Source organism: Metabacillus sp. KUDC1714 (assembly GCF_014217835.1).
In the GTDB taxonomy this organism is placed as follows: Bacteria; Bacillota; Bacilli; order Bacillales; family Bacillaceae; genus Metabacillus; species Metabacillus rhizosphaerae.
This window is the reverse complement of sequence record NZ_CP055263.1, coordinates 3,105,323-3,131,315: the sequence shown is the minus strand read 5'-3', so window position 1 is coordinate 3,131,315 and position 25,993 is coordinate 3,105,323. Positions and strand designations below refer to the sequence as shown.

General features: G+C 36.8%; 21 protein-coding genes. 7 read left to right on the top strand and 14 right to left on the bottom strand.

Annotated features, from left to right (window positions below; all coding sequences use genetic code 11):
• Window positions 1–60 precede the first annotated feature (60 nt).
• On the top strand, window positions 61–1,332 hold the full coding sequence (locus HUW50_RS14805; RefSeq protein ID WP_185652986.1) for a sensor histidine kinase: 1,272 nt from the start codon (window positions 61–63) through the stop codon (window positions 1,330–1,332).
• Window positions 1,329–2,249 carry a response regulator gene (locus tag HUW50_RS14800; RefSeq protein ID WP_066323983.1) on the top strand — a complete coding sequence of 307 codons (921 nt, stop codon included), beginning with the start codon at window positions 1,329–1,331 and terminating at the stop codon, window positions 2,247–2,249. Before HUW50_RS14805 ends, HUW50_RS14800 begins: the two co-directional genes overlap by 4 nt.
• A 398-nt stretch (window positions 2,250–2,647) precedes the next feature.
• Here HUW50_RS14800 and HUW50_RS14795 read toward each other — a convergent pair whose 3' ends face one another.
• Window positions 2,648–4,045: a family 4 glycosyl hydrolase gene (locus HUW50_RS14795; protein WP_396652636.1), complete on the bottom strand. Its 1,398-nt coding sequence runs from the start codon at window positions 4,043–4,045 to the stop codon at window positions 2,648–2,650.
• A 189-nt stretch (window positions 4,046–4,234) separates the two neighbouring features.
• Between HUW50_RS14795 and HUW50_RS14790 the strand changes: the two genes are divergently transcribed.
• Both HUW50_RS14790 and HUW50_RS14785 read left to right on the top strand, forming a co-directional pair.
• Window positions 4,235–5,071, top strand: a complete 837-nt coding sequence (locus tag HUW50_RS14790) for a helix-turn-helix domain-containing protein (RefSeq protein ID WP_232328938.1) — start codon at window positions 4,235–4,237, stop codon at window positions 5,069–5,071.
• Window positions 5,072–5,290: 219 nt separating this feature from the next.
• Window positions 5,291–5,482, top strand: a complete 192-nt coding sequence (locus HUW50_RS14785) for a hypothetical protein (RefSeq protein WP_066323976.1) — start codon at window positions 5,291–5,293, stop codon at window positions 5,480–5,482.
• A gap of 244 nt (window positions 5,483–5,726) precedes the next feature.
• Here HUW50_RS14785 and tatC read toward each other — a convergent pair whose 3' ends face one another.
• The 4 genes from tatC to HUW50_RS14765 form a co-directional block, all read right to left on the bottom strand.
• On the bottom strand, window positions 5,727–6,452 hold the full coding sequence (tatC, locus tag HUW50_RS14780; protein ID WP_066323973.1) for a twin-arginine translocase subunit TatC: 726 nt from the start codon (window positions 6,450–6,452) through the stop codon (window positions 5,727–5,729).
• A 115-nt stretch (window positions 6,453–6,567) separates the two neighbouring features.
• Entirely contained in the window at window positions 6,568–6,801 is a 234-nt protein-coding gene (gene tatA / locus HUW50_RS14775) for a twin-arginine translocase TatA/TatE family subunit (RefSeq protein WP_066323971.1), read from the bottom strand.
• 88 nt (window positions 6,802–6,889) lie between these two features.
• Complete coding sequence (locus tag HUW50_RS14770) at window positions 6,890–7,426, bottom strand: RidA family protein (protein ID WP_260445505.1); 537 nt, start codon at window positions 7,424–7,426, stop codon at window positions 6,890–6,892.
• Between the two features lie 36 nt (window positions 7,427–7,462).
• Window positions 7,463–9,091, bottom strand: a complete 1,629-nt coding sequence (locus HUW50_RS14765; RefSeq protein ID WP_198165115.1) for a flavin monoamine oxidase family protein — start codon at window positions 9,089–9,091, stop codon at window positions 7,463–7,465.
• A 534-nt stretch (window positions 9,092–9,625) separates the two neighbouring features.
• On the opposite strand from HUW50_RS14765, the gene HUW50_RS14760 reads away from it, so the two are divergent.
• A complete protein-coding gene (locus HUW50_RS14760) occupies window positions 9,626–10,117 on the top strand; it encodes a DinB family protein (protein ID WP_066323968.1) in 492 nt (163 codons plus the stop codon).
• 288 nt (window positions 10,118–10,405) lie between these two features.
• Here the strand turns inward: HUW50_RS14760 and HUW50_RS14755 are convergent, their stop codons facing one another.
• Together HUW50_RS14755 and HUW50_RS14750 are read right to left on the bottom strand one after the other, a co-directional pair.
• On the bottom strand, window positions 10,406–12,706 hold the full coding sequence (locus tag HUW50_RS14755; RefSeq protein ID WP_066323956.1) for a phosphatase PAP2 family protein: 2,301 nt from the start codon (window positions 12,704–12,706) through the stop codon (window positions 10,406–10,408).
• Between the two features lie 828 nt (window positions 12,707–13,534).
• Entirely contained in the window at window positions 13,535–13,945 is a 411-nt protein-coding gene (locus HUW50_RS14750) for an Lrp/AsnC family transcriptional regulator (protein WP_066323953.1), read from the bottom strand.
• A gap of 129 nt (window positions 13,946–14,074) precedes the next feature.
• Between HUW50_RS14750 and HUW50_RS14745 the strand changes: the two genes are divergently transcribed.
• A complete protein-coding gene (locus HUW50_RS14745; protein ID WP_066323947.1) occupies window positions 14,075–14,836 on the top strand; it encodes an MBL fold metallo-hydrolase in 762 nt (253 codons plus the stop codon).
• A gap of 438 nt (window positions 14,837–15,274) precedes the next feature.
• On the top strand, window positions 15,275–16,588 hold the full coding sequence (locus HUW50_RS14740) for an MFS transporter (RefSeq protein WP_066323944.1): 1,314 nt from the start codon (window positions 15,275–15,277) through the stop codon (window positions 16,586–16,588).
• 277 nt (window positions 16,589–16,865) lie between these two features.
• Here HUW50_RS14740 and HUW50_RS14735 read toward each other — a convergent pair whose 3' ends face one another.
• The 7 genes from HUW50_RS14735 to HUW50_RS14705 form a co-directional block, all read right to left on the bottom strand.
• A complete protein-coding gene (locus tag HUW50_RS14735) occupies window positions 16,866–17,819 on the bottom strand; it encodes a sugar ABC transporter substrate-binding protein (protein WP_066323941.1) in 954 nt (317 codons plus the stop codon).
• Between the two features lie 47 nt (window positions 17,820–17,866).
• The gene (locus HUW50_RS14730; protein WP_066323938.1) at window positions 17,867–20,053 is read right to left on the bottom strand and encodes an alpha-galactosidase; all 2,187 of its coding nucleotides are present in this window, start codon (window positions 20,051–20,053) and stop codon (window positions 17,867–17,869) included.
• Window positions 20,054–20,189: 136 nt separating this feature from the next.
• On the bottom strand, window positions 20,190–20,990 hold the full coding sequence (locus HUW50_RS14725; RefSeq protein ID WP_066325717.1) for a carbohydrate ABC transporter permease: 801 nt from the start codon (window positions 20,988–20,990) through the stop codon (window positions 20,190–20,192).
• A gap of 82 nt (window positions 20,991–21,072) precedes the next feature.
• Window positions 21,073–21,942, bottom strand: a complete 870-nt coding sequence (locus HUW50_RS14720) for a carbohydrate ABC transporter permease (protein ID WP_066323932.1) — start codon at window positions 21,940–21,942, stop codon at window positions 21,073–21,075.
• A gap of 73 nt (window positions 21,943–22,015) precedes the next feature.
• The gene (locus HUW50_RS14715; protein ID WP_185652985.1) at window positions 22,016–23,305 is read right to left on the bottom strand and encodes an ABC transporter substrate-binding protein; all 1,290 of its coding nucleotides are present in this window, start codon (window positions 23,303–23,305) and stop codon (window positions 22,016–22,018) included.
• Window positions 23,306–23,715: 410 nt separating this feature from the next.
• Entirely contained in the window at window positions 23,716–24,663 is a 948-nt protein-coding gene (locus HUW50_RS14710; protein ID WP_083964395.1) for an AraC family transcriptional regulator, read from the bottom strand.
• Between the two features lie 206 nt (window positions 24,664–24,869).
• Window positions 24,870–25,898 carry a LacI family DNA-binding transcriptional regulator gene (locus tag HUW50_RS14705; protein ID WP_185652984.1) on the bottom strand — a complete coding sequence of 343 codons (1,029 nt, stop codon included), beginning with the start codon at window positions 25,896–25,898 and terminating at the stop codon, window positions 24,870–24,872.
• Window positions 25,899–25,993: the final 95 nt, after the last annotated feature.

Below are 25,993 nucleotides of genomic sequence, written 5' to 3'. Positions count from 1 at the left end.
CCTTTTTTACCATTAGTACAATGTGTTATGTTTTTATATAGTGACTGGGGAGGGACTGTATTGAAAGAGCGTATAAGGATTTTACTATTAATGATGATTGCAGTGCCTCTTGCGGGTGAATTCAAGTTTTATCCATTCGACGATACATTCAGAGTCAGTTTGGGGACGCCTGTCTTTTTCTTGTTTTTGCTGTGGGGGAGAAGGATTCATCCGAATATTGCAGGCATTTTAACGGGGTTAAGTGTGTTTGTTTTACGTTTTTTGCTGGCTGTTGGGATACGAGACATATCTGTTGAGGAAGCGATGTATCTTCATTTTCCCGCCTTCTTCTATTACGTCATGTACGCGTTCGTATTTCATTTGACGAAATTGAACGAACGGCATGATCAGCCGTTTATAATCGGGCTTTTAGGGGTATTGATCGAGCTTTTTGCAAGCGTATCGGAAATGGCGATCCGTTCTTTCCTGGCAAATCAAGACATAACCTTGCTGACCATTGAACAACTCGTTTTCATTGCCTTTATTCGAAGCTTTTTCGTTCTCGGCTTTTTTAATATTTTCAAGCTGAGAGAAGCAAAATTCGCAGAAGAAGAGCAACGCAAGCAAAAGGAGCAAATGCTGCTTTTCATTTCAAATTTGTATGAAGAATCGGTTCAACTGAAGAAAACGATGCTAAATGCGGAAGAAATCACCAGCATGTGTTATGATTTTTATCGCCGGTTAAAATCACGGGAGGAAAGCGGCCATGATGCGCAAACGGCACTGCAGATTGCCGGTCTTGTCCATGAGATCAAAAAAGATAACCAGCGGATTTATGCAGGGGTGTCGGAACTCATGGCTTCCAAAAACCTACAAGATTATATGACAATCGAAGAGCTTGGTAACATTATGATCGTGTCCAATAGACGATATGCAGAGTCTAACTGCAAAGATGTTTCATTTTCCTTGCATGTAGATGGGGACCATCCGCCTTACCATGTATACATGGTATTATCATTAATCAATAATTTGTTAGCCAATGCCGTGGAAGCCATTAAAGAAGAGGGATACGTATCGCTGCATGTGAAAAGGAAAGATCAATTCGTGGAGTTTTGCGTCAGTGACAATGGCCCCGGCATTGCACCTAGACTGAAGGAAGTCATTTTCACAGAAGGCTTTACAAAGAAATTTGATGCGGCTGGAAACCCTTCGACGGGTATCGGTTTATCGTATGTGAAACAAACGGTTGAAAAATGGGGAGGACATATCAGGCTTATGGATAACCATAAAGAAACTGTATTTATCTTAGAAATTCCAATGAATGCGATGATCGAGAAAGGGTTAGCGAGATGAATTATTTCATTATAGATGACGATATTGCCATTCGAGCAATGCTGATTGAAATGATTGAAGACGAAGATTTAGGAACCGTGGTGGGAGAAGCGGAGGACGGATCGTTAGTGGATAATGGCTTGTTGTCATTAAAAAAAGCAGACGTTGTCTTAATTGATTTGCTCATGCCAATAAGGGACGGAATTGAAACGATCCGGGCTCTTGCTGATGGATTTCAAGGAAAGTTTGTGATGATTTCTCAAGTAGAAACGAAGGAACTGATCGGAGAGGCGTACCGTTTAGGGGCGGAATACTACATTACAAAACCGCTGAACCATCTTGAAATTGCATGCATATTAAAAAAAGTAAACAAGCAGGTTCTGTTGGAACAATCAATGCGAGGCATTCAAGAATCATTGAACTTATTTACAGGCCAACCGCAGTCTCCGTTCGTGTCCTCCTATCATACAAAAAATATTATTGAAGCCGGACGTCCCTTAATTTCAGATTTAGGTATGATTGGAGAAGGGGGAAGCGAGGATTTACTAAAAATTTTAGAATTCCTCCAAAATGAAAAGCAAAGACTCGGTTCTGCCTATACGTTTCCATCTTTAAAGGATATTTTTGCAGGCATCGCTGCTGAAAAGCTAGGAGATCGAGTGAAAGAGGCCGACATCCAGAAGGAAATGAAAGCTTCTGAGCAGCGTGTCCGCCGCGCTCTTTACCAGGCGCTCATCCATATCGCTTCATTAGGATTGACGGATTATATGAATCCAAAATTCGAAGCCTATTCTTCCACATTTTTTGATTTCTCGGAAGTCCGCAAAAAAATGCTGGAGCTGGATGACAAAAGCGAAAAGGCAAGCAACCAGAGCCGCATTAACATGAAAAAATTTATCCAAGCGTTGTTTATGGAAGCGAGACAGCTGATGGAATAATATATCATATAAAGTAAACCTTCAATAAGTGGAGGTTTTGTTATAAGCGGACTTTAGTCTGATTGAATAGAAGTTTTGGGAGTTTTCATTCATAAAGACTTAGTTTGGATAATAGATATTTTACACGAAGTTAAGTTTTGTAGATTAAGGGGAATCTCTCCCCTTTTGTTATTTTATCTACCTTTATAACAACAAATGCTATGCGCGTCCTTTCACAAGATTTTCAAGGTACTCGGCCATCGATGTCCCTGTAAGGTTTCGTATTTGAATACTATGAAGAATTCCATCTAACCATTATAGAGACCATCTAGCAGATGCTTTTTCAGAAAGCTCAATTAGAGTCTGTTCTGGGATGTCAGGATCATAAAGCGAATGAAAAAACATCCCGGCGGGACTAGTTATATAAGATCCTTTGCATACCAATGCTCAGGAATAATATCCTTTTCCAACTCTAAAAGTTCTTCAATGATTTGATCGGCATCTGCAATGGAGTTAACGAGAGGATCTGTCAGCATAGCCCTTCTAAGCTTCTTACGGTCGCGTTCCACAACGGCTTCCGCTGTTAATTCATGTGTATCCAGTACTAGCTCCTGCATGCCGCGAATCCCACGAGGCATCTCGCCAACAGGTAAAGGCTTTACCCCATCCATAGTGACTTCACATAACAGTTCGAGGAATGAATCATCGTTCATATTCGTTACCGCGCCTTGATTAAGTGTGTTAATGTAGAAAGGTTTCCCTAATCCGCCCACCATATTTTCAATAATATCTGTCGCATGGTCCGGACCAAATGTATTCATATACTCACTGATTGGTGTTTCACCGCTTAGGAAACTATCAATCTGCCGCCACATCTCATCATGGCGCTTATAACGGTCTTCCGTTTCCCAAATAGATAATGGCGGTATCGTATCTTCCAGCTTGCCGAGCCCTTGCCAATAAGGAACATATTCCTTTGTATGAGCAGTACAAGTTGGAACATAGCCAAAGATGTCATACAGTTGATAGCTGATGGCATCATTGTAAAGAGCCTTGGCACCTGTGTCACCACCTACTGTTTCCGTCTCCGCCGAACGGTTCAATGATTCAGCAATAGTAGGAAGGACATCTTTTCCTTCATACTCCGCTTTTAACAGCCAAGTGAAGTGATTTACTCCGGCAATGCGTAAATTGAATTTACGGTCGATTTCTTCGGAGTACTCACTTTTGTCATTGATTATCCCCGCTCGTTCAGCATAGATCATTTTCTTATGTGGCATATGATGCGAATCACACAAAGCAAAAGTTTTTAAATTCGGTGCATATCTTTTTAACGCTATTCCATTGACCGTCGACGGGTTAATATAATTAATGACCCAAGCTTCGGGACAAATTTCTTCAATGTCCTTTGCACACTCCAAAATCATAGGAAGCTCGCGCATCGCTCGGAAAACCCCACCAGGTCCGATCGTATCACCAGAGCACATTCTTATCCCATACTTTTCGGAAATCTCACAGTCTATTCCCCTGTACTTTACTGTATCCTTAGCAAAACTAAGTACAACAAAGTCAGCATCTTGAAGAACTAGCTTACGGTCAACCGATCCCTCAATCTTCAAATCTACTTGATTAGCATCGACAACCATTTGGGCTAAATTGACCAGTTTGTTTAACCGTTCTTCGTTTGTATCTACTAAAACTAAAGTACCTTTGTTTAGATGTTTAGAATGAACCATTTGCCAAATACACTGACGACCGAAAAACAAACTCCCTGCTCCTAACACGACTACCTTAGGCTTCTGAATAGTAATAGAAATCCCCTCCAATACATTTGTTATCTACAATTATAGAGAGCGCATACAAAATTAGAAATGTAAGAGAGTAATCATTTCATGTCAAATAGTAATATTAGATAATCTTAACAAATTCATAAGTTATAATAAATAAATAAAAAAATGTCTAAAAGTATCAATAATACATCTAAAAGTATGGGGGTGGTTTTACCGATGGATAGTTTAGATATTTTCAACGAACTTTCAGAGCTCATCAAGCTCCAAATAAATTCTTGTAGCGAAGTTGCGCATCCCAATAGTTGGATTGAGAGAAGACAACATAAGGATTATGACTTATGGTGCATTCAAGAAGGACAGATTGAAATTCGTATTCAAGAAGAGGTGTATCTTGCTTCTGAGGGAGATTTGATTCTTTTCACTCCAAAAGTTACCTATACCGCTACAACCCTAAGTACCAGTTGCAAATTTATATTCACACACTTTGATCTTAGTCTCGGGGATCATATTCGAATACTAGACAATTTTCAGCTGTCTGGCATTATTCATAGTACTCTTGTTGAAGAGGAGATTCGGCTTTTTTTGGATACGTATGACCAATATAAACGTAGTGCTCCAATGTCAGGGATTCGTTTGAAAGGATGTTTGACGATTTTAATCGCTAAGATTATGGAACAGTATGGTCGTAAACAATATCGTGGGGAATTCGTGCATTATCCAACTAATCAGAAGTTGACCATGGATTTGGTTAAGCTTCAGCCTGTATTTGATTTTATCCATGAACACCTTCATCAAACAATTCGAGTTGAAGAGATTGCTGCAGTAGCGAGTATGTCAGAGAAGTATTTTATCTCTTATTTTAAGCAAGCTCTTGGTCTGACACCAGGGCGCTACATTTATCAATTGAAAATGAACCGTGCTCGAGAATTATTGTACCTTAAACGCTATTCGATAAAGGAAATTGCAAGTATGCTCGGATACCCTGATCCTTACAGTTTCTCTAAAGCGTTTAAAAAATATTATAAAGTGCCGCCCTCTAAGTTTGTTTGGTAAGTTTAAATGTTCTATTGATGGTCGCAAATCCTTACTTTTTCCAAAACTAGTCAGTTTCTGAAAGATATATTAATGAATTATACAGAGGAATTCAGTCACCGATTGGAATTCCCCTTATCTTCTTATAGAAAATACAACAAATTTATGCAAATACTTCTCCAAGCCATTCTTTACACAGCTTAATAATATGATGTCGTTCTGGAAGTTGGAGATCATGTAATGTACAACCTTGCAAAAGATGATGATTTAGATCGAATTATCAAAGCAATTTATGACGAGGGTGGCATTGTTGCAGCAGAATGTCATGGTCCAGCACCTCAAGTATCCATTATTGAATACTTTTTTTATGACAAATTTAGGGGTACAGTCACATGCCCATCAAGCGAAGTTAAAATCATACCCTCAAAATGAAAAAACGCTATGCTTATCGTAAAAAATTTACGAGAAAGGATGGCGTTTTTAATGAATCCTATCATTTCAAATGAACTGAATCTTTTGTCACAAGAACTACAATACTTTTTATCTCCAGTAGTCCTACAAGATATAGCCAAACAAGTTGGCTTTGCAGCAATCTAGTAAGTTACCCCAACCCTATTTTCGACAAACTTCGGAAGGCACAGCCACCGAAAAAGAGAAAGAGAAAAAACTTCCATTATTAACTTGCTTCTTTTAGTAATTCTATTTTTTTCCTAAATACTATTTTAGATAATGTAATGCTAAACTCATATAAGATGAGTAAAGGTACGATGACTAGAACATCGGAAACCAAATCGGGGGGAGAAATGACCACTGAAATAATCATTAAAACAAAATAGGATATTTTTCTTGCTTTTACTAGTCTATGAGGATTTATGATGCCTAGTTTTGTTAAAAACATAATAACCGCAGGCATTTCAAATAAAAATCCAAATGGCAACGTTAAATTGATCATGAAACTGAAATACTTATCGACTGTAAAGAACGCTTCGAACTGTTCTCCTGCTAAATTTTCTAAAAATGATAGGACAATTGGAAAAAGGATAAAGTAGCCGAAGGAAATCCCCAACAAAAATAAAAGAAATATACCTGGTATAAATGCTAATGTTGCTTTTTGTTCTTCTTTTTTGAGAGCTGGTTTTACAAATTTCCAAACTTGAAAAGCTGCAATCGGAATTGTTGCCGCAATTGCAACAACTCCAGCAATCATCATATAAATCCATAAGATATCACCAGGACCTAGTAATGCTAATTTATCATCTAAATCTTTCACTAAAAACTGGTGAATATCTTGCACAAAAATGAAGGATAGACAAAGGAAAACGATAAAAGCAATTAAAACGATGATGATTCGTTTTCGCAATTCTCCTAAATGTTGAACTAGATTCATTTTGGTTTTATCCAAATGTAAAGCCCCCTAACGAAAACCCTTATTGACGTTTAAACACTATCATGTAAAAAGATCCTTCTAGATAAGAAAGATGTAAGCAGGATCACCTACCTACATCTTTTTAAATATGTTAACTACCAGTGTTACTTTGTTTAGTCGATTCAACTGCTTGTAGTTTTTTTGTTTCTTCTTCTGTTTTATTAAATTCATTGTCTCCATTCACAAGATCGTTTGTTGCCTTTTTGAATTCTTTGAGAGTGTTACCGAATGCACGCCCAATCTCAGGTAATTTTGAAGGCCCGAAAATGACAAGTGCAATGATAAGAATTAAGATTAACCCTGGAACACCGATATTCTGAAGCATAATGATTCTCTCCCTTGTCTATATTTTATTTTTTTTATGAAGGAAAGGGTGCTGATCCCGCTGTCGTAAGTTTACTCCTTTCTTTCCTTCATTTAGCTTTATAGGCTACCTCAGCCTCAATCTCAATTAGCCAATCTGAATTTACTAAACTATCGACACCTACCGTTGAACGGGCAGTCTTTACTGAATTTTCTTTTGTATTAAAGAACTTGGCATAAGCATTGAACCATCCTTGGTAATCCTGCTTATTCCCTTTGCTAGGGTCTGGAGTAAGATACACTCTTAAATATGTGATATCTGCCATAGAAAGTCCTTTTGCTTCAAGATCAGCTTTAAAGGTCTTTAATATTCCAATGGCTTGCGTTTCTGTATCTCCATATCGTTCATATGTCGTTTTTCCATCCTTATTTATTAATGGAGGGACTGTCCCACTATACGATAATCGATTATAATTGTGCGGCACAGCAACTGAACTAGAAATCGAAGATGTCGGAGATCCAAAGAAGGTTACTTTATTTGATTTCAATGCTGAACTTTCACTTCCTGCAGAAGCAGAGAATCCAGCAATTAGGCTTGTCCCAAGTACAGTGGTTATGGCCAAAGATTTAATCGTTTTTTTCATCATTCCATCTCCTTCTACCTATGAATATTGAAGATCTGTTTAGCCTACTTTAGAAGTAACCTTACTTTCTTTGAGTACTTCTTCATGAATTCTGCTAACTGCAATTCTTGCTGACTCAAAAGCACCTGCCATCCATCCAGTTAAATAACTTAGATGTTCACCAGCAAGATGAATTCGTCCTTGTGGTTCATTTAGGATAGGATAGTAGTTCGTACGATCAGATGCAGAGTATGAAGCCCATCCGCCTTCACTATATTTGATTTTATGCCAAGCCAGTGAAAAAGAAGTTTCAAATTCTTGCGCATATTGAGGATGGATTTTCGCACCTTGAGATATCGCACGAGCTTGTCTCTGCGAGAGTGATAGATTCCCATAATCCACTGCATTTTGACCAAAATTATAATAGCCAACTAACACTCCTTTTTGAGATAAAAAGTCATTGGATGGGTACCAAATTTGTGATATATCCATATTAGTTGTCGTAATTCCGCCAAGGATACGATCGTCTTTTTCCCAGAATCTGTTTTTAAACTGAAGACCAATTTTTCCAGTCGTTGCATAATTTATATTTTTAATTGCATTTTTCATTTGTGGTGTAAAATCAGCTGGAATATTTTTTAATACAGGAAGAGGAATAGTACAAATACAATAGTCTCCTGTTATTTCACTTGTTTTACCATTCTTATTTGTTTTGTATACAATTCGAACTCCATCCGCTGATTGTCTAATTTCTTGTATTTCAGCTCCGAAAGTGATTTTTCCCGACAACTTACTTTCAAGAGCTTTTGGAATTTGATCCATCCCTCCTACAGGTTGGAACAACATCGGTTGCTGATTGAAATCATAATCACCGCTGATGCTGTTCATCATTCCTGATTGCAGCAGCTCTGTAAGGGCTAATGGCGAATCGATTGTACCAGGATTAAGACCAGCCCCCGGCAACTCCTTATATCCACGACGAGTTGAACCTTTATATGTATAATCTGAAGATAGATCTCCTTCACCTTTAAGATAGGCAGTTAACCGTTCAATATCCTCTTTCGAAAGAGGGCGATCTAGTGCGGTTTTATCTGAAACCTTCGCTAACAATTCTGAAATATAACCGCGAGTATCTGCCTTTACAGTGCCCTTTCGTATTTTCTGGCTAGATAGAGGCCCGGAGTTTTCTTGATAATAGTATGAGAATTCATTGGCATTACAGAATACTTCAAGTTCAACACCAAGTTCTCTGCAATAATCAATTGTTACATGATGCTGAGGTATACGCGCTGGACCCGCATTAAAGTATAGCCCTTTATCAAATTTCGCAATTTGTTTTACCCCATTTATTTCACTTTCTGCTGTACCTTTTCTTACTGTCCAGTTGCGACCACCAGTGCGCTCCCTTGCTTCAAGTATTTTACAATCATAACCTGCCTTTCCTAATTCATAAGCTGCAGCCATTCCAGCAATGCCCGCTCCCAAAATAATGATTTTTTTGCCATTTTTATTCGCCATTGCTAAATCGCTTTTCTTAGGACTAGTAAATTCCTTTGCACTTGCCATTAATGGCTTACCTAATAAACCAAGAGATTCCATTGCGCCCCAAACCGCAACTGCTCCCCCAACTTTTCCGACTTGATCCAAAAAATCCCTTCTCGTCATACCTTTTTCTTGATTTCTTGTCATCTTTCTTTACACCTCCTGTAATAAATTTTAATTTAATGCATTTTTCGGAATATTTGTACATATTTGTAAGGTAATGTTACATATTTTTTTGAATTTTTTGTAGTTTTGTTAGAAAATGAGGAAGTTTAGTCGGAAACTAGTTCCAATCCTTGTGAGGTTAATAGAATAACAAAATAAGCTGTTTAATGGGTAGTGTTACATGCCCATCAAGATCAGTTAAAATCATACACCAAAATGAAAAAACGCTATGCTTATCGTAAGAAGTTTACGATAAGCATAGCGTTTTTGATGAATCCTATCATTTCAAATGAACTGAATCTTTTCGCACAAGTACTACAATACTTTTTATCTCCAGTAGTCTTACAAGATATCGCCAACAAGTGATTAAAGATTACTTTCCGTTACTGTTTCAAGCGATAGCAGTATAAAGTTCATGTATATTTTCCCTCCAATGTATTTATTTAGGGAAATATGATAAATTGATCGTAACTAATGAATTTTATTTAGATAGTTACAAACAAGGAGGCTATCCTAATGAGTAAAAAAGAAATCTTGCAAAATGGAGTCAAGCAAGCTTTTTACGAAGAAGAATGGTACCCACCGATATCAGAAGCATTAAAAAATCTTACCGCTGCACAAGCATGTTGGCAACCAGAAGGAATGGCCGGTAATACGATTTGGGAAAATGTAAACCATTTACTAACCTTTAAAGAGCGCTTACTTTCCCGCTTACAACAAGATGACACCTTTGTTGCTCCCCAAAATAATGATGACACGTTTGTCCAAGGTGGAGCTAATGATGAAGATGCCTGGCAAGATACAGTGAAGCGAACGCTTCAAGTACATGATGCCTTACAATCTTCATTAACATCCCTTCAAGAAGCAGAATTGGATCAACCAAGTCCTTCTCTACCAGTTTGGCAACAATATCTGAATATCCTTTTGCACGATGCTTATCATACAGGACAAATTGTACAACTTCGTAAACTACAAGGTTCATGGCCAGCTCAGCGATCATATTTATAAACGATGATTAAGATTTCTTAAGTTTCGCACCCAACAAAACGATTGAAAAGCAGATCTAACTGTTACATCAAAAAAGAAGCTTTCTGTGTTCCGGAAAAGCGCTTGATTGTTGAAGATTGCTCTTGACTGGTGATACCGTTTGTTTAAGCGCTAAGCCATCAAGAATACTTGATTTTCCCACTAAAGAGGAAAGACCACTATTTCTTACTAGTGGTCTCAAGGCCAATCTACCTGGAGTCGGGGGGGTTCATCACCCCCTCCTACTCGATTTCGAATTACCAAATGCTATTATTTTGCTTTGATATGTGCAACGACACTATTATTTCTGTAAGTGACAGTTACCTTGTAACCATAAGCAGTTACATTATCGAATTTACCTTTCACCTTGTCGGCAGTCATTAAAGTAATGTTTGTACCCTTTTCTATTTCATAATTAGAAAGATCTAAATTCAGGTCCCCACCATCAAGGTATAACAGTCCATCTACATTTAGTTGACTGTTGTCATTATCCATTGCAATATCTAGGTTTCCAGCTTCCATTGTTAAATTGCCATTTAAATTTAAAGGTCCATCTACATTAACTAAAACTTCACCATTTTCTACATAAAGATCGCCTTCACCAAAAGCAGTCGTAGAAGTAGCTTCTAACGTTCCTTCTTGTAGCAATGTGCCTCCTGAATAACTATTATTTCCTGTCAATGTAAGCGTTCCCGTCCCTTGCTTGGTAAGCATACCACTGCCAGTAATATCATTTCTCCACCAATCATGGGCATTAAATCTTCCTTTTGAAGCATCCATATCCACTGTTACATTACTTAAAAACGCACCATATCCATCAGATGCTGTTACCAAATCAAGTCTTCCCCAACCATTTGACTCGTCTATTACAGGGTAGCCTGATTCAATTTCTGTGGTATACAATACTTCTCTACGTTGTTTATCTGTCAAATAAGGCTGACGAGTTTCCAATAAAACTTCTGCCCCTTTAGGTACTACAGGGTCTAAACCTTTTGTTCCTGTTTGAGGTAATCCGTAAGTAAGTTTTTCCCGATAGAAAGCTTTATTTGTTTCATGATCTTCCCACTTTTCTTCATCGTACGCACTTTCAAACTTATAAGCCTCTGTTACCGTATGTGCATATTCGTACAAGCTCATTTCTTTTGATTCAGCTAATTTACCGAATACTTCTCCAGCATTTTCATAAGCCTTATCCAATACCTCTTTGTTTTCTGGAAGATTGTATGCATAGGCAGTCATTGCTGTAGATTGTATTCTTGCTCCTATGACATCAAGTGGAGAGTGCATTCCACTCACTATTCTATTTTCTCCCATTTGAGCTGCTCTAGTTAAAAATTCAGCATATCTTTCCGGTGTTGCGTATGCAAATCCAAATGTTGACAAATAAGATGCACTTGTATGCCCACTTGGAAAAGCTCCGTCTTTGCCTCTTCCGTCTTTCGCTTCTCTTTTTACATATTCTAATGCAGGAATTACTTCCACATTCGTTTCATATTGTTGGTAATGTCTTTCTCCCGTTTCTTTTTTACCACCTGAAGGTAATTCTTCTACTGTACTTTCACCACTGCCGATTGTTTCCCAAACAGGTAAACCGTTCTTATCAACAACTTCTTTCACTTCTCCATTTGAATTCATTCTGTACGGTCTTGGAGAAGAGAAAAAGTACTTAGAAGGGTTTGACGAAGAAGGAGTTCTAAATCTAATTAAATGAACTAAATCCATCGCATCTGATAGTTCAGATCCCTTCCATTGTCCCATTCCTTGACTTTGGTCTTCAACAGTCGTTTCTTCCAATACTTTATTCATGTCCTCTGTTGATCTTACAACACTTGTGATCGGGTTAACGATATCTATGTAGGTATTAGCTAAAGGCCCATAAGCTTCCATCATACTATATATCTTATCTCTTTGATCATCATAATAGGCCGCTAACGCCTCTTCATCAGTTCTGTTTTTGGTAACGTCTTCTACATATTTTATATTAGCTGCCCAAGTCTCTGCATCTCTGATTTCTTCGTTAGCATATGTCTTCTTATCTGCTACTACTTTTGTCTTATCATTTTTATATCCATCAAAATAAACGGTAGGTCCGTCACCATAGTTTGCAACCTCACCATTTACACCTGGTTTAGTTAACGCTGTTCCGTCTCTCCAATCTGGTTGATTCATAGACCATATTTGATCAAAACCATCTAAAATATTAATAAAAGGATTAGTCGCAGCTATGTTCTTTAAGATTGCATCATTAGCATATCTACCATTATCCACTGCTGGTAAAGGTTGATCATCTTCAGGAGCATCTATATTTACTTCTTCAGTAGTCCCTTGTGGCTTTGCAGGTTTTGAAAGCTTATCTTTTTTAAAAGCATTATTTGATGTAACTACGGCTTCTGCACGAGAACCGTGAGGATATCCTTTTATTGAGCCATTATCAATCCCAGTTTGAATTTCATTTTTCGCAAAGCTCCGCTCGATATCAGAATATTGACTGGCAGCCTGAACAGGAAGCGTAGAAGATGCCAGAGTTAGTGTTGCAAGTATTATTATTGATTTTTTTTTCATAAATTTCATACCTTTTGTGTTTCTCCTTTTCTGCTGCAAATTTTTAAATGATTAATTTTAAAATACTTTATTTCTCCTTTAATATTTTATTCAATCTCTTAGACGAAATTTAAGTATAAGGAGTGTATGTTATTTGAATATAGGGAAACTGTTAAAGTTATGTAAATTTTTTGTAGCAGGGTAGAGAGTTTTTACGAATATTGTAGCTTTTTGTAGAGATCCCAAAACAGAAAAGGAGTGGCAAAAAAGGAAGCTCAAAAAGCAACTGCAAAATTGATCTATGACCTTGAACAAGGTATTTATTATGAAGAAACTTAGTACCTTTTGAGAAGTTCGCCTGGGATTAGTTAGAACTGTATTCGAATACAGGTACGCTCCTCCGTTTGATATGGAAGGATTATAATATTCTAGCTGAGGATTGGACTGGTTCATGGAACACCGCAACACAACGCAATAAACTTATAGCTTTATCAAGATTTGCAGCCTCAGAAACCGCATTTATATAAAAACAAAAAAGATACCATCGACAATAAATCAATTGGTATCTCAATATCATATTTTTTATTCTATTACACGACCAATTGATAATCCCTGCCCAACTGGCCCGCGATACGTTGATTAAAAGCAGCATGTTTTCAGTCCTTAAATCAACTTTAGAACTGCCATAAACCCTTTCACCTTGTAAAACTTTATTCCTGACAATTAAAGCAACAGGATTGGCTAAACGTATTGAACGATCTAGATAGTTCGGATAATTTTCCTTATAGTGAATTATGTTTTTATTAAAAAGACGCCTTAACCCAATAATACCAAGGATTTTCAATCTCTATTGATATACTATTTGTTAATTACAATCGTTAATTTATAATTTACATGCTCATTTAACCCTTCCAAAAACTGATCCAATATTTCATTAGATGGAAATTTGCACTCAAGAAGATAACAACCATCCCCACTGATTTTATAGTTATTTATGATGTATTGTTCTTGTGTTTTTATGAACGACAGATAAGGTTGATGATGGGCGCTTTTTGTAAATATATTAATAAAAGAATGTATAAAATAACCTAATTTGACTTGGTTGACTTTAATTGTATAACCCTCAATAATTCCACTATCCTCTAATTTCACCACTCTAGCTGAAGTAGCCGGTCCAGTCAAATGGACTTTCTCGCCCAATTCTTTCATTGTTATCCGACTGTTCTTGGATAGTTCATCTAAGATTTGCATATCCGTGTTATCTAACATTTATTTATCTCCTTTCATTAATAAAGTCAAACGGCCAAAACACTTTATTTAATCTATGTATCTTCAATGAGTCACAGTATAGAATATACATTGTTCAAAGGAAATTTAAAAGAAAAGGAGTTAATGAATATGAATATACAACAAATTCGAAATGCAACAATTGTTGTCGAATATACAGGTAAGAAGTTTTTAATTGATCCATTTTTAGCAGAGAAGGGGACTTATCCACCTTTCCCAAATTCTTTAAGACAAGATCAAAATAATCCTTTAGTTAGCTTACCAACATCAATTGATACTATTATTAATAATGTTGATGCAGTAATTTTAACTCATTTACATTTAGACCATTGGGATGATACGGCCAAAGAGGTATTGCCAAAAGAGATCAAAATATTTGTCCAAAATGAAGAAGATGCGAAAGAAGTAAGAAACGCTGGTTTTCAAAATGTAGTGGTTCTACAAGAAGATACAGTCTTTGAAGGTATCCAATTAGTAAAAACGAAAGGTGAACACGGAAGAGGAGAAATTTTAAAATTTGCTGGTTTAGTGTGTGGCGTTGTCTTCAAACACACAAGTGAAAAAACGTTATATGTGGCTGGAGATACGGTATGGTATGATGGAATCCAAGAAGAGATCAATTCACATAAGCCAGATATCATTGTTGTAAATGGCGGAGATAATCAATTCCTTCAAGGCGGTTCTTTAGTAATGGGGAAAGATGACATCTATGAAGTGCATAAGGCTGCTCCTTACGCAAAAATCATTTCTGTCCATATGGAAGCTGTTAACCATTGGACATTATCCCGAGAAGAATTAAAAAGCTTCATTGAGGAAAAAGGAATCTCTTCACATGTGTTAGTGCCAGAAGACGGGCAATCATACACATTTTAATTTTTTAAAAGGCTCTTTTCTAAAAGATTGTTGTTTTTGAACAAAACAGATTAGGGTGATTGGAACGGATATGCGAGACTCCTGTGGGAGTAGCGGGACAGATGAGACCCCGCAGGCGCTTCGCGCTGAGGAGGCTCATCGCCCGCCCCACGGAAAGCGAGCATCCTGGAGCGCCAATCAACCAACCCAATACTATTTTAAAAGCAACAAAGTTTGCGAAAACAGCCTTTTAAAAAGACAAAATGTTAATTGTCTATTAAGAATTTAAATCTTATCGTGTGTAGTAATCATTAGAAATGACAAGAGGCTCATGATTGTGTTGATAATCATGAGCTTCTTAATGATTAGTCAATAGTTATGAGAAACGATAATATTCTAAAAGAGATAGATAGAGAAGGCATAAAAATCTAAAATTGATTTTTTGAGGAGGTACGGCTTATGACCACTGAAAAAGTAGTTAAAAGCAAGCCAAAACAGAATCCTGCTTGGCTTCAAGAATATATTGATTCACCAGAAAAGCAAAAACAGCTTTATAAAAAAACATTAAGAATAGTGATCCTTTCACAAATCTTTGGAGGGGCAGGACTAGCAGCCGGTATAACGGTAGGCGCACTTCTAGCTCAAGATATGCTGGGGACAGAAAGTGCTGCAGGGATTCCAGTTGCCTTACTCACTTTAGGTTCTGCAGGGGCCGCACTTCTTGTAGGCCGGCTTTCACAGCGTTTCGGCCGCAGAGCAGGACTTGCAACCGGTTTTCTTACTGGCGGATTGGGTGCGATCGGTGTAATAATCGCTGCCTTACTTAACAGTGTCTTCCTTTTATTCGCTTCCCTACTTATCTATGGAGCTGGTACAGCCTCAAATCTGCAAGCACGTTACGCGGGTACAGATCTGGCGACAGCTAAACAGCGGGCAACTGCTGTCAGCATGGCCATGGTTTCGACTACCTTTGGTGCTGTTGCGGGTCCTAACTTGGTCAATGTGATGGGAGAATTTGCAGATTCTATTGGTATTCCCACTCTGGCTGGTCCCTTTATCTTAGGGGCTGCTGCGTTTATTCTTGCCGGATTGGTTCTTCTAATTTTTCTTCGTCCAGACCCATTGATCGTATCTACAGCCGTAGCAAGTGCCCAGGCGGAAGACGGTAAAGTCTTAGAAGAATCAACTTTGGAAAGCTCTACATTAAACAAAAGGGGAATTGTCGTTGGTGCTACCGTTATGGTTTTGACTCAATTTGTCATGGCAGCCATTATGACCATGACACCAATCCATATGGGACACCATGGCCATGGTTTGAGGGAAGTCGGGCTGGTCATAGGTTTTCACATAGGCGCCATGTATTTCCCTTCAGTTGTTACAGGCCTGCTGGTAGATAAAGTCGGCCGTACTACGATGGCTATTGCTGCTGGTGCCACACTTCTCGCTTCTGGTCTTCTAGCGGCTTTTGCTCCGGCAGACTCAATGATATTGCTTATCTGTGCGCTTGTATTGTTAGGTGTTGGTTGGAACTTTGGCTTAATTAGTGGAACGGCACTCATTATTGATGCAACACATCCATCCATTCGTGCAAAAACTCAAGGATCGGTTGATGTCTTACTTGCATTATCAGGTGCCTCTGGCGGTGTGTTATCAGGAATTGTCGTCGCTCATTCAAGTTATGCAGCATTATCACTTTCTGGAGCTATCCTTTCATTGTTGCTTATTCCTGTCATTACTTGGTCACGTAAGGCTCAAAGTAAAGTGCTGGTTTAAAGTTTATTAAATTCAGATTTTTATAGATTGCATTGACTGATTGATGGGGTAAAATACACGACAGAACAACATTAGCCAACAAAAAAAGAAGATTTCCAGATCAATACTAGTACTGGAAATCTTCTTTTTTTAAAAAAATCTGTCATAGACATCAGTTTTTCACTGCCCTCATAAATAAAAGGGGGAAAAAATAAAAGTTAACTGAACAAAGAATGGAGGTAATGAAGTATTGGTAAATCAACGTTTTCGACTAGTGATTAGAATTAGCCGATTACCATTACCTTAACACTCTCTCCTGAAATTCGAACCGTTGCTTTGCATTCCCATTAATGATGATATCGATTCCACTATCGATATTTCTTTCAACATTCTCACTATTTAATACCTTCATAACGGCTTCGACACTTAAATATCCCATATCATAAGGATTTTGTGCCACTGTCCCAGGCAGCTTTTCCTCTTCAATCAATTCAATCATTTTGTTAATACCATCCGCTCCAATGACCGGCATTTTATAACCCAGATCTTCAATAGCATGAAAAACAATTAATGCTAGTCCGTCATTCGTGGCGATAATTCCTTTAAGGTTAGGGTGTTCGTCTAAAATCGTTTTCAAATCTTCTTTCACTTGCAAAGGCTCAGAGAAAACATCGACTCCTTCTGCAACAATTTCAATTCCTACAGACTTTAAACTTATTTTAGCACCTTTTATCCGGTCAGAAGCTACCGGACTATTTGTATCTACTCCTAGTATAGCAACTTCATTTCCAGGCTGTAGTTGGGAACCTAGTAACGCACCCGCTCTTTTACCTAACTCAACATTATCAGTGCCAACATAAGCGGTTTTATCCTCCCAAGTAACATCTGTATCTAGTAAGATAACTGGAATATCCTGTTCTACAAATTCTTCTAACGTAGAACTAATATTATCCGGATAAATAGGAGCTATAATTAAGCTATCAGGACTTTCCATAAGAACTTGTTCTAAAAAACGATCATGCTCCTCAACAGTAGATCCATCAGAAGGAGCAATAACTTTACCATTTATACCAAAATCCTCAAATCCTTTTCTTGCTCCGGCTGCCATTAGCTCCCAATACTCAGAATTTAGACCTTTTAAAACAACAGTTACATTTGGTTTTTCAGCTGATAATGTTTTAGATATATATACTATTAAGAACATAGACACTGCGAATATAATTAATAGAGAAAAAGATAGCTTTTTTAACATTAGATACCCCATTACTTCGTGATTCTATATTACTCACTTAGTATATCTCACTCAGCTTTCAATCTCCACATAACACTCGTAAAATCTCCTCTGACTTTCGGAATATTTATGCCGACATTCATTAGTTCATCCCCGTAATATGATTCGTCAAGTTCAGCAATTGTATATTTTTTATCTGGATCTAGCCCTTGTAGCTTAGCTGATAGGAAAGGAGAATTCCCCTCATCTAATACCTTAAAGTGAGCAAAAACAGCTTCAGATTTGTCCTCAGATACAAACATCCATGCTGTCTCATTTCCTTCAAACGGACTGAGCAGTCGGTAAAAGTCCCCAAATTGAATAAGAGGTCTGATTTCTTTGTAGTAATTGACTTGATTGATAACTTCTCGTTGATCCTCTTCTGTCATTTTTGTTAAGTCAAGTTCATACCCAAGGTTGCCAGACATTGCAACATGCCCGCGGATTTCAACAGATGTGACTCGGTTTACTTGGTGATTCGGTACATCTGATACATGAGCCCCCATTGAACTGATTGGATAAACTAGACTTGTTCCATATTGAATTTTCAAGCGAGAAATCGCGTCCGTATTATCACTCGTCCATGTCTGAGGCATATAGTAAAGCATTCCTGGATCAAAGCGGCCACCGCCACCCGAGCAGCTTTCAAATAGAATGTGAGGAAACCTCGACGTAATCTCCTCCATAACTCGGTATACCCCGAGTACATATCTGTGAGCGACTTCTCTTTGGCGCTCTGCTGGTAGAGCGGCTGAACCAGCTTCAGTCATATGGCGGTTCATATCCCACTTCACATACGTAATTGGTGCACTTGCAAGAATCGCTGACACTCGGTCGATAATTTCGTCACATACTTCTTTTCTAGAGTAATCTAAAATTAATTGATTTCTTCCTTTTGACTTAAGTCGGTCTGGAACATGAATGCACCAATCAGGATGTTCCCTAAATAAATCACTGTTTTCCGAAACCATTTCCGGTTCAAACCAAAGTCCAAATTGCATATCCATGTTGCGGACATTTTCTACTAACGACTCAAGGCCATTCGGGAGTTTATTTTGATCCACAAACCAGTCTCCAAGAGATGTGTTATCATCATCACGTTTACCAAACCAACCATCATCTAATACAAATAACTCAATTCCGAGATCCTTCCCTTTTCTAGCAATTTCAGTGATTTTCTCTTCATCAAAATTAAAGTATGTTGCTTCCCAGTTATTGATTAAGATTGGACGAGTCTGGTCTCTAAACTCACCTCGGCAAAGACGTGTCCGGTAAAGCTTATGGAAGGTTCTAGACATATGTCCTAAACCTTGAGATGAATAAACCATGATAGCTTCAGGAGTTTGGAATGCCTCACCTGCTTCTAGCAACCAAGTAAAATCAAATGGATTCACACCCATTGTTAGACGTGTACAATCAAATTGATCTACCTCTACAGACGCTTGGAAATTGCCGCTGTAAACAAGATTGACCCCATAAGCATCACCGTGATCTTCCCGTGTATCTTCTTTTACTAACGCGACAAACGGGTTTTGTTGATGACTACTCGTTCCACGTCCGCTATCAATTGATTGAATCCCATATCGTAAACCCGTACGGTTCACAAAACGTTCTCTTTCATGAGCACCGTAAAGGGTAATCATCTCAAACTTATGCTCTCGAAAATCGACATTCACACTAGCAGCTTTTAATAATTTCAAGTTAGTATTGCCTTCATTTATTAATTGAACTGAACGGGTTATGACATCTAGATCATTGTAAGCTGTGTAAAGCAACTTTACTTTTAACCCAATTGCTTTATCAAATAGGATGATTTCTAATGTTTCAGCTTCTGATTCAGACTCGACATACGTAGCAGGAAGACCATCAAGTGATGGCTTACCTTTTACAATCGTATGAGATTGATAGCGTAGATCGGTGATTGTGCTGCCATTTTCTAATTGTATTTGATAGGCTGGTGTTCGAAAGTCTGTATTTCCGAATTGCGGGTATTCTTGTGGTAATGTATCAAGTGAAAATGTGCGATCACTCGATACTGGGTTAGGAGAGAATCCTCGGTCCCAATATCGTACTCCATTCGAATAATTATATTCGTTAATTTTCTTTCCCCAATACAGATGAGCTAAATAGCCGTCATTAATTATTTGCATAACATAGCTTGTATTTTTCGCTTTTAAATGAAACGTTTTAGTATCGTTGTTAAAAGTTATAGCCATTGTTGTCTCCTTTAGACCGATTTTATCTATTAACTAATTTTGTCAGTCCACTAATCATCATTTTAATATACATAAATACAAAATAACTTAGGTGTTCCTCAACATCTGTTTTATATATATTGAACCTACCAAATTATTAACCTTTTACTCCTGTGAGTGTTATCCCTTCAATAATCTGTCTTTGAGCAATAATATAAACTACTAGAATAGGTATGACAGAAATAGTAGCACCAGCCATCATTAGTGCCCAATTTGTTACATAAAGCCCTTTAAAATAACTAAGCAGAAGTGGTACAGTATATAGCTCCTGGCTACTTAAAAAGGTTAAAGGTTGAATAAAATTATTCCAAACACCAATAAAAGAAAATATCCCAAACGCTGCCAATGATGGCTTAATTAACGGTAATATTACCTTCACATACACTTGAAATGGATTCGCACCATCAATAATCGCTGCTTCTTCCATTTCTTTTGGAATGCCCATTATAAATTGACGTAGGAGAAATACACCAAACGCGTTAAATAAAGCACTCGGTATAATAATAGATGCATGTGTATTTAACCATCCAATTGCATCCATTATTAAATAAAGCGGAATTAATGTTACTTGCATAGGAACCATCATAGTTGATAAAAACAAAATAAATAACACTTTCGAACCCGGAAATTTGATCTTCGCAAACCCATATGCCGCCATTGAGCAAGTCAATATTTGGCTAGCAACTACAATGATCGAGATATAAAAACTATTAAAATAAGCTTTACCAAAAGGCATTGCCTTTAATGAATCTATAAAATTACTCCAGACAAACGGCTCTGGTATCCACTTCGGTGGTACAGCAAAGATCTGATCTAATGGTTTAACAGCACTTAAGAACATCCATATAAATGGACCAGACATAACAATAGCTCCAATGATTAAAAGAAGATGAAGCATTATTTTTAACACAGTCTGTTTTCTTTTACTTGCTACTAACGTTCGATTTGTTGTTAATTGTTTAGGCGTTATTAATATTTTCTCACTCATAATGAACCCACTTTCTTGAACCCAAGAACTGAATTAAGGTAAAGATTAATATAATAATGAAAAGAATCATAGCTGCAGCTGAACTTGCCCCAAAATCAAATCGACCAAATGCGGTATCATAAATGTGATAAACCACGGTATAGCTTGCTTTCCCTGGTCCACCTTTTGTCATGACATACGTTTGATCAAACACTTGGAACGAACCAATAATTGTTGTTATGGAAATAAAAAATGTTGTCGGTGATAACATTGGTAAGGTGATATGACGAAATTTCTGTAAAGGGCTTGCCCCATCAATATCTGCTGCTTCATAAAAGGTTTTTGAAATCCCTTTTAGACCAGCTAAAAATATCACCATATTTGTACCCAATCCCCACCAAATACTTAACATTGCAATGGAAGGTAGGACTAGTTTTCTATCTGTTAACCAATTAGGGCCCTCTATACCTACATAAGAAAGTAATTGATTAATTAAACCAAAGTCCCCGTTCAACAACCACATCCAAATGACACCTATAGAAACTGAACTTGTGACAACAGGCATAAAGTAAAAAACTCTGTATACATTACTTCCCGTAACATTATTTAATCCCAGAGCCACAACTAAAGCTAATGCTATCCCTACTGGGACTACCAAAAGCGTGTAATAAGCGGTATTGATTAAAGCAGTTATAAAATTATCATTACTTAACTGATCTATATAATTGGATAAACTAACAAATTTTGCAGAGTTAAAACCGTCCCAGTCCATAAAACTTAACACTAGTGCAGAGACGAGCGGAATTAATGAAAATGCCAACATTCCAATGAGTTGTGGACCTATAAAAAAATAACCCCACCATTTTGTTTTATTTGTGTGCATTTAAATCACCTTTTTTTAATTTAATATAGAATAAGGAACACGACTTGGTCCCTTATTCTTAATGAATTATTCTTTATTCTTTATTTTCAGCAACCATTTTTTGGCTAGTTTCCGTTAACTGATTTATTGTTTCATCTACAGTTAGGTCACCTAGCATAAACAATTGATAAATAGAATTTAATTCATCATTTAATCCAGGTATACTAACCGCAAAATCAACTACTCTACCAATATTTCTCGCGTCTAACAAATATTTTGCATGTTCCGTCTCTGGACTATCGGTAATTAGATGATCGAGTCCTAGTACAGATGGAACTGCATTCCCTTGACCTTTCAAACGTACTTCTTGTCCTATTTCTGAACTATAGTAAGATGCAAACTTAAGAGCTGCTTCCTTATGCTCTGTATCACTATTAACTGATAGGAATGCGGTTGCAATTTCTGCTGGTTCCAATTTATTCTCGGTATTTGATGGCCAAGGTATATAATCGTACTCAACATTAGCCTCTTTGAAACCTGGTGAATACCAACGTCCACCGCCAATCATCCCTACTTGATTAGACATAAACATCGCATCTGACCCTTGTCCTTCAGGAAGGGTACCACCCGATACAAAGTTACCGCTTTCAATCATTTTATTAACAAATTCAAATGCTTCTTTAGCCTTCGGATCATTTTGAACTACGACCTCACCATCAACTGCAAATTCTCCACCATTAGCCCATACCCAATTCAACATTGCATTGTGTGCAGGGTCCTGTACAAATCCATACTTTCCTGCCTCAACTAATTGACTCGTAACTTCCTCCATAGCATCCCAATTCCATTTCCCTTCATCAAAGTACTCCTGAGGCGTTTTTACTCCAGCTTCTTCAAATACTTTTTTGTTATAGTACATAACAATTGGATTAGAATCTACAGAGAATCCATATTTGATGCCATCTTTATCTGACGGGCCCCAGATATCTTTCGGGTATTCATCAACCTTTACATAGGATTCAGAACTCTCCATAAAATCATTAATCGGTAGTATAGATTTTGTTTCAATTAAATTTGAAATGTTTTGTCCATTCACATAAAAAACGTCCGGAGCTTCTCCACCTTGTAATCTAGTCGTAATTGTTTGATTATAGTTCGCCCATGGGATACCAATTATATCTTTTACATGGATGTCCTCATGTTCTTCATTAAATTTATCTACTGCTTTTTGTAAAACTTCAAATTCTGCTGGACTTCCCCAAGTTGCAAAAGTTAGTTCTACTTGTTTTCCATTATTTTGATTGCTGCTTTTTTCCTCATTACTACAAGCTGCTAATCCTATTGAAAATAATAAAACAATCATAACTACTATTGTTTTCTTCACCCTAGTTCCCCCTCAAATAATATTTAGTTACTCTACAACCAATATATTAGTAAACGTTTACTATTACAAGAGTAAGTTTTTGTTGAATTAAGGGTAATTATTCGCTATTTCTACTAAATTAACTAAAAATTATTTATGTTCATCTTTTCTATCATTACTCCTTTAAACCCTTTATGCACGCGGTATTTACAGATTTAAGAATTATGGCTATTTATTAAAAATCAGCTTCCAATCGGCTTAGTTTAAGTAAATTTTAAATGAATTTTAAGTAAAATTTTGAAGTGTTTTATGAAGTGTAATTTAAAAATTTAGAGGTAGAATTAGTTAAAGTTGACTCTTGAGCTGCCATAAACCATAAAGGTATTCATAAAATAAAAATGGAAGAGATCTATAACCTCTTCCTCAATCTACTATTCCGTAACAATGTAATCCATAAAATTATGACCATTATCTTTCCTAAATTCACCAGCAGAAACTCCTAGTGACTTTTTAAAAACTTTATTGAAATAGTTTCCGTTTTTAAAACCAACCTCAATAGCAATCTCATTAATTGTCTTATTCGTTTGCAAAAGTAGATACGTAGATTTTTTTATTCTTAATTGCGTTAAATATTGCATTGGAGTTACTTTTACCTGCTCTTTAAATATTTTTGAAAAATAATACCTTGATAAGTTACTTTCCTCAGAAATATCTTCCAAAGTTAAGTCACGATCCAAATAGTCTTCCATAAATGTAATAGCCTTTTTAATATTTGTTGGAATTACATCTTGATTGGTATTGTTTTTTGTAAAACGAATTAATTCCATAAGAAACCTATAGCTCAAAGCCGATGCATAGTAAGCGTCTTTAACATTTTCTTTTCTTGTTTCTTTATAAATATTAAAAATTGAGTTTATTAGAGGGGAGTCAGGAGGTATGTCTAGTATCGGTCCCGTTCTTTTCGTTATATAACTCCATGCTTTTTCGGCTTCAAGACCATATAGAGTAAGAAAAATATATTCCCATGGTTCACTTCCACCTGAGAAATAATACCGGTGATTACTAGGGATTGAGACTATAAAAGCTTGTCCTTTTTGAAGTGTATATGATTGATCTTCTATTTCTAATTTCCCTGTACCAGATAGTGTATATTGAAAAATAAGTTTCCCTATCTCATCACGTTCATTACCATCCCAACAATAATCAGTTGAAGATTGTAATTCCCACCCGATATTCCAAAGGTTAACTAAATATTTATAGGATCTATCTTGAAACCGAAACCCATAGGATCCTCGTTTTCGGTTTGACAAAGTAGTCCCTTCATAATAGCTTTGAATTGATGGAGGATCTTTTTCAAAATCACTTGTTGCTCGTTTCATATTTCACACTCCTGTGAATCATATTTGTGTGATGGACATTAATAATAGGATATAAAATCCAGGAGTTTTCGGTTTCAACTAAGACTTTTGCTTAAGATTTTGAAACCTATTCCTAAAGGCTGCCTAAACAGCCTTTCTTGTAGATCAAGTCTCTTAAATAGCTCGTTAAGGTCCAATTTTGCTGAATAAAATCGGTTTCTTTTCTCTTACTCTTTTTTGTATTGACAACTTTCTCTTAATACTAAATCAGTTTCTAATACTGTTTTTATCGCTACTTTTCTTCCATTTATTCGGTCTTTTAGTAACTTCACTGCTGTTTTACCCATTTCATCAGGATATACCTTTACTGTCGTAAGTGGTGGACTCAAATATGCAGCAGACTCAATATCATCAAAACTAAAAATTGAAACATCATCAGGTACTTTTATATTTGCTTCATGGAGAGCTCTTAACGCTCCCATAGCCATCGGGTCACTTGCTACAACAATTGCAGTTGGCAGGTTACCTTTTCTAATCATTTCTTTCATCAGTTGGTATCCACCATTTGGACCCCAATCACTTGAAATTAGAACATTTTCATTTATTAGCAACCCTTTTTCATGCATGATCTTTTGGAATGTTACTTTTCTAATATCATCAAGTTCACTTTCAATATTATTTTTAAAATCCTTTATAATCTCCATTCCACCGATATAACCGATTTGGTTATGGTTTAAATTCATTAAGTGCTCTAGCACTCGTTCAGTTGCACTTGCTAGATCAGAAATTACAATATCACAACCGCTCAACTTAGGATCAAAATTCACAAAGACAATTTCTTTCTTATTTTTCTTAATTTTTTGTATAGCATAATCACTAATCGAACCAACTATTATTATTCCGTCTAATTCATTCAAGCTATTTGTATCAATATCCTGGTTAAGTCTAATGATCGTATTAATCCTTAACTTATAGAATTCACATGCCATTTCAATTCCAAGACGAATCGATAAGTAATAAGGGTCATTTATTTCATCTTCTTGTGAACTAGTTAAAACTAAGCCGATATTAGGACTCTGTTCTAAGCTCTTGCAATTCTTTCTTCTTGCTGGCTTATAATTTAATAAATTTGCAGTTTCAATAACACGTTTTCTCGTATCCTCTCCAACAGATAAGGTTTCATCATTACTTAATATTCTTGAAACAGTCGCTGTTGATACATTAGCTTTAGACGCAACATCCTTAATTGTCGTCACAATTCCACCCTCTTTAGTTAACAATACTACTTTATTTAGTTATATTTTACTAAACTTACTACAAATATACCTAATTATCCGCTTTCATTCAAGTC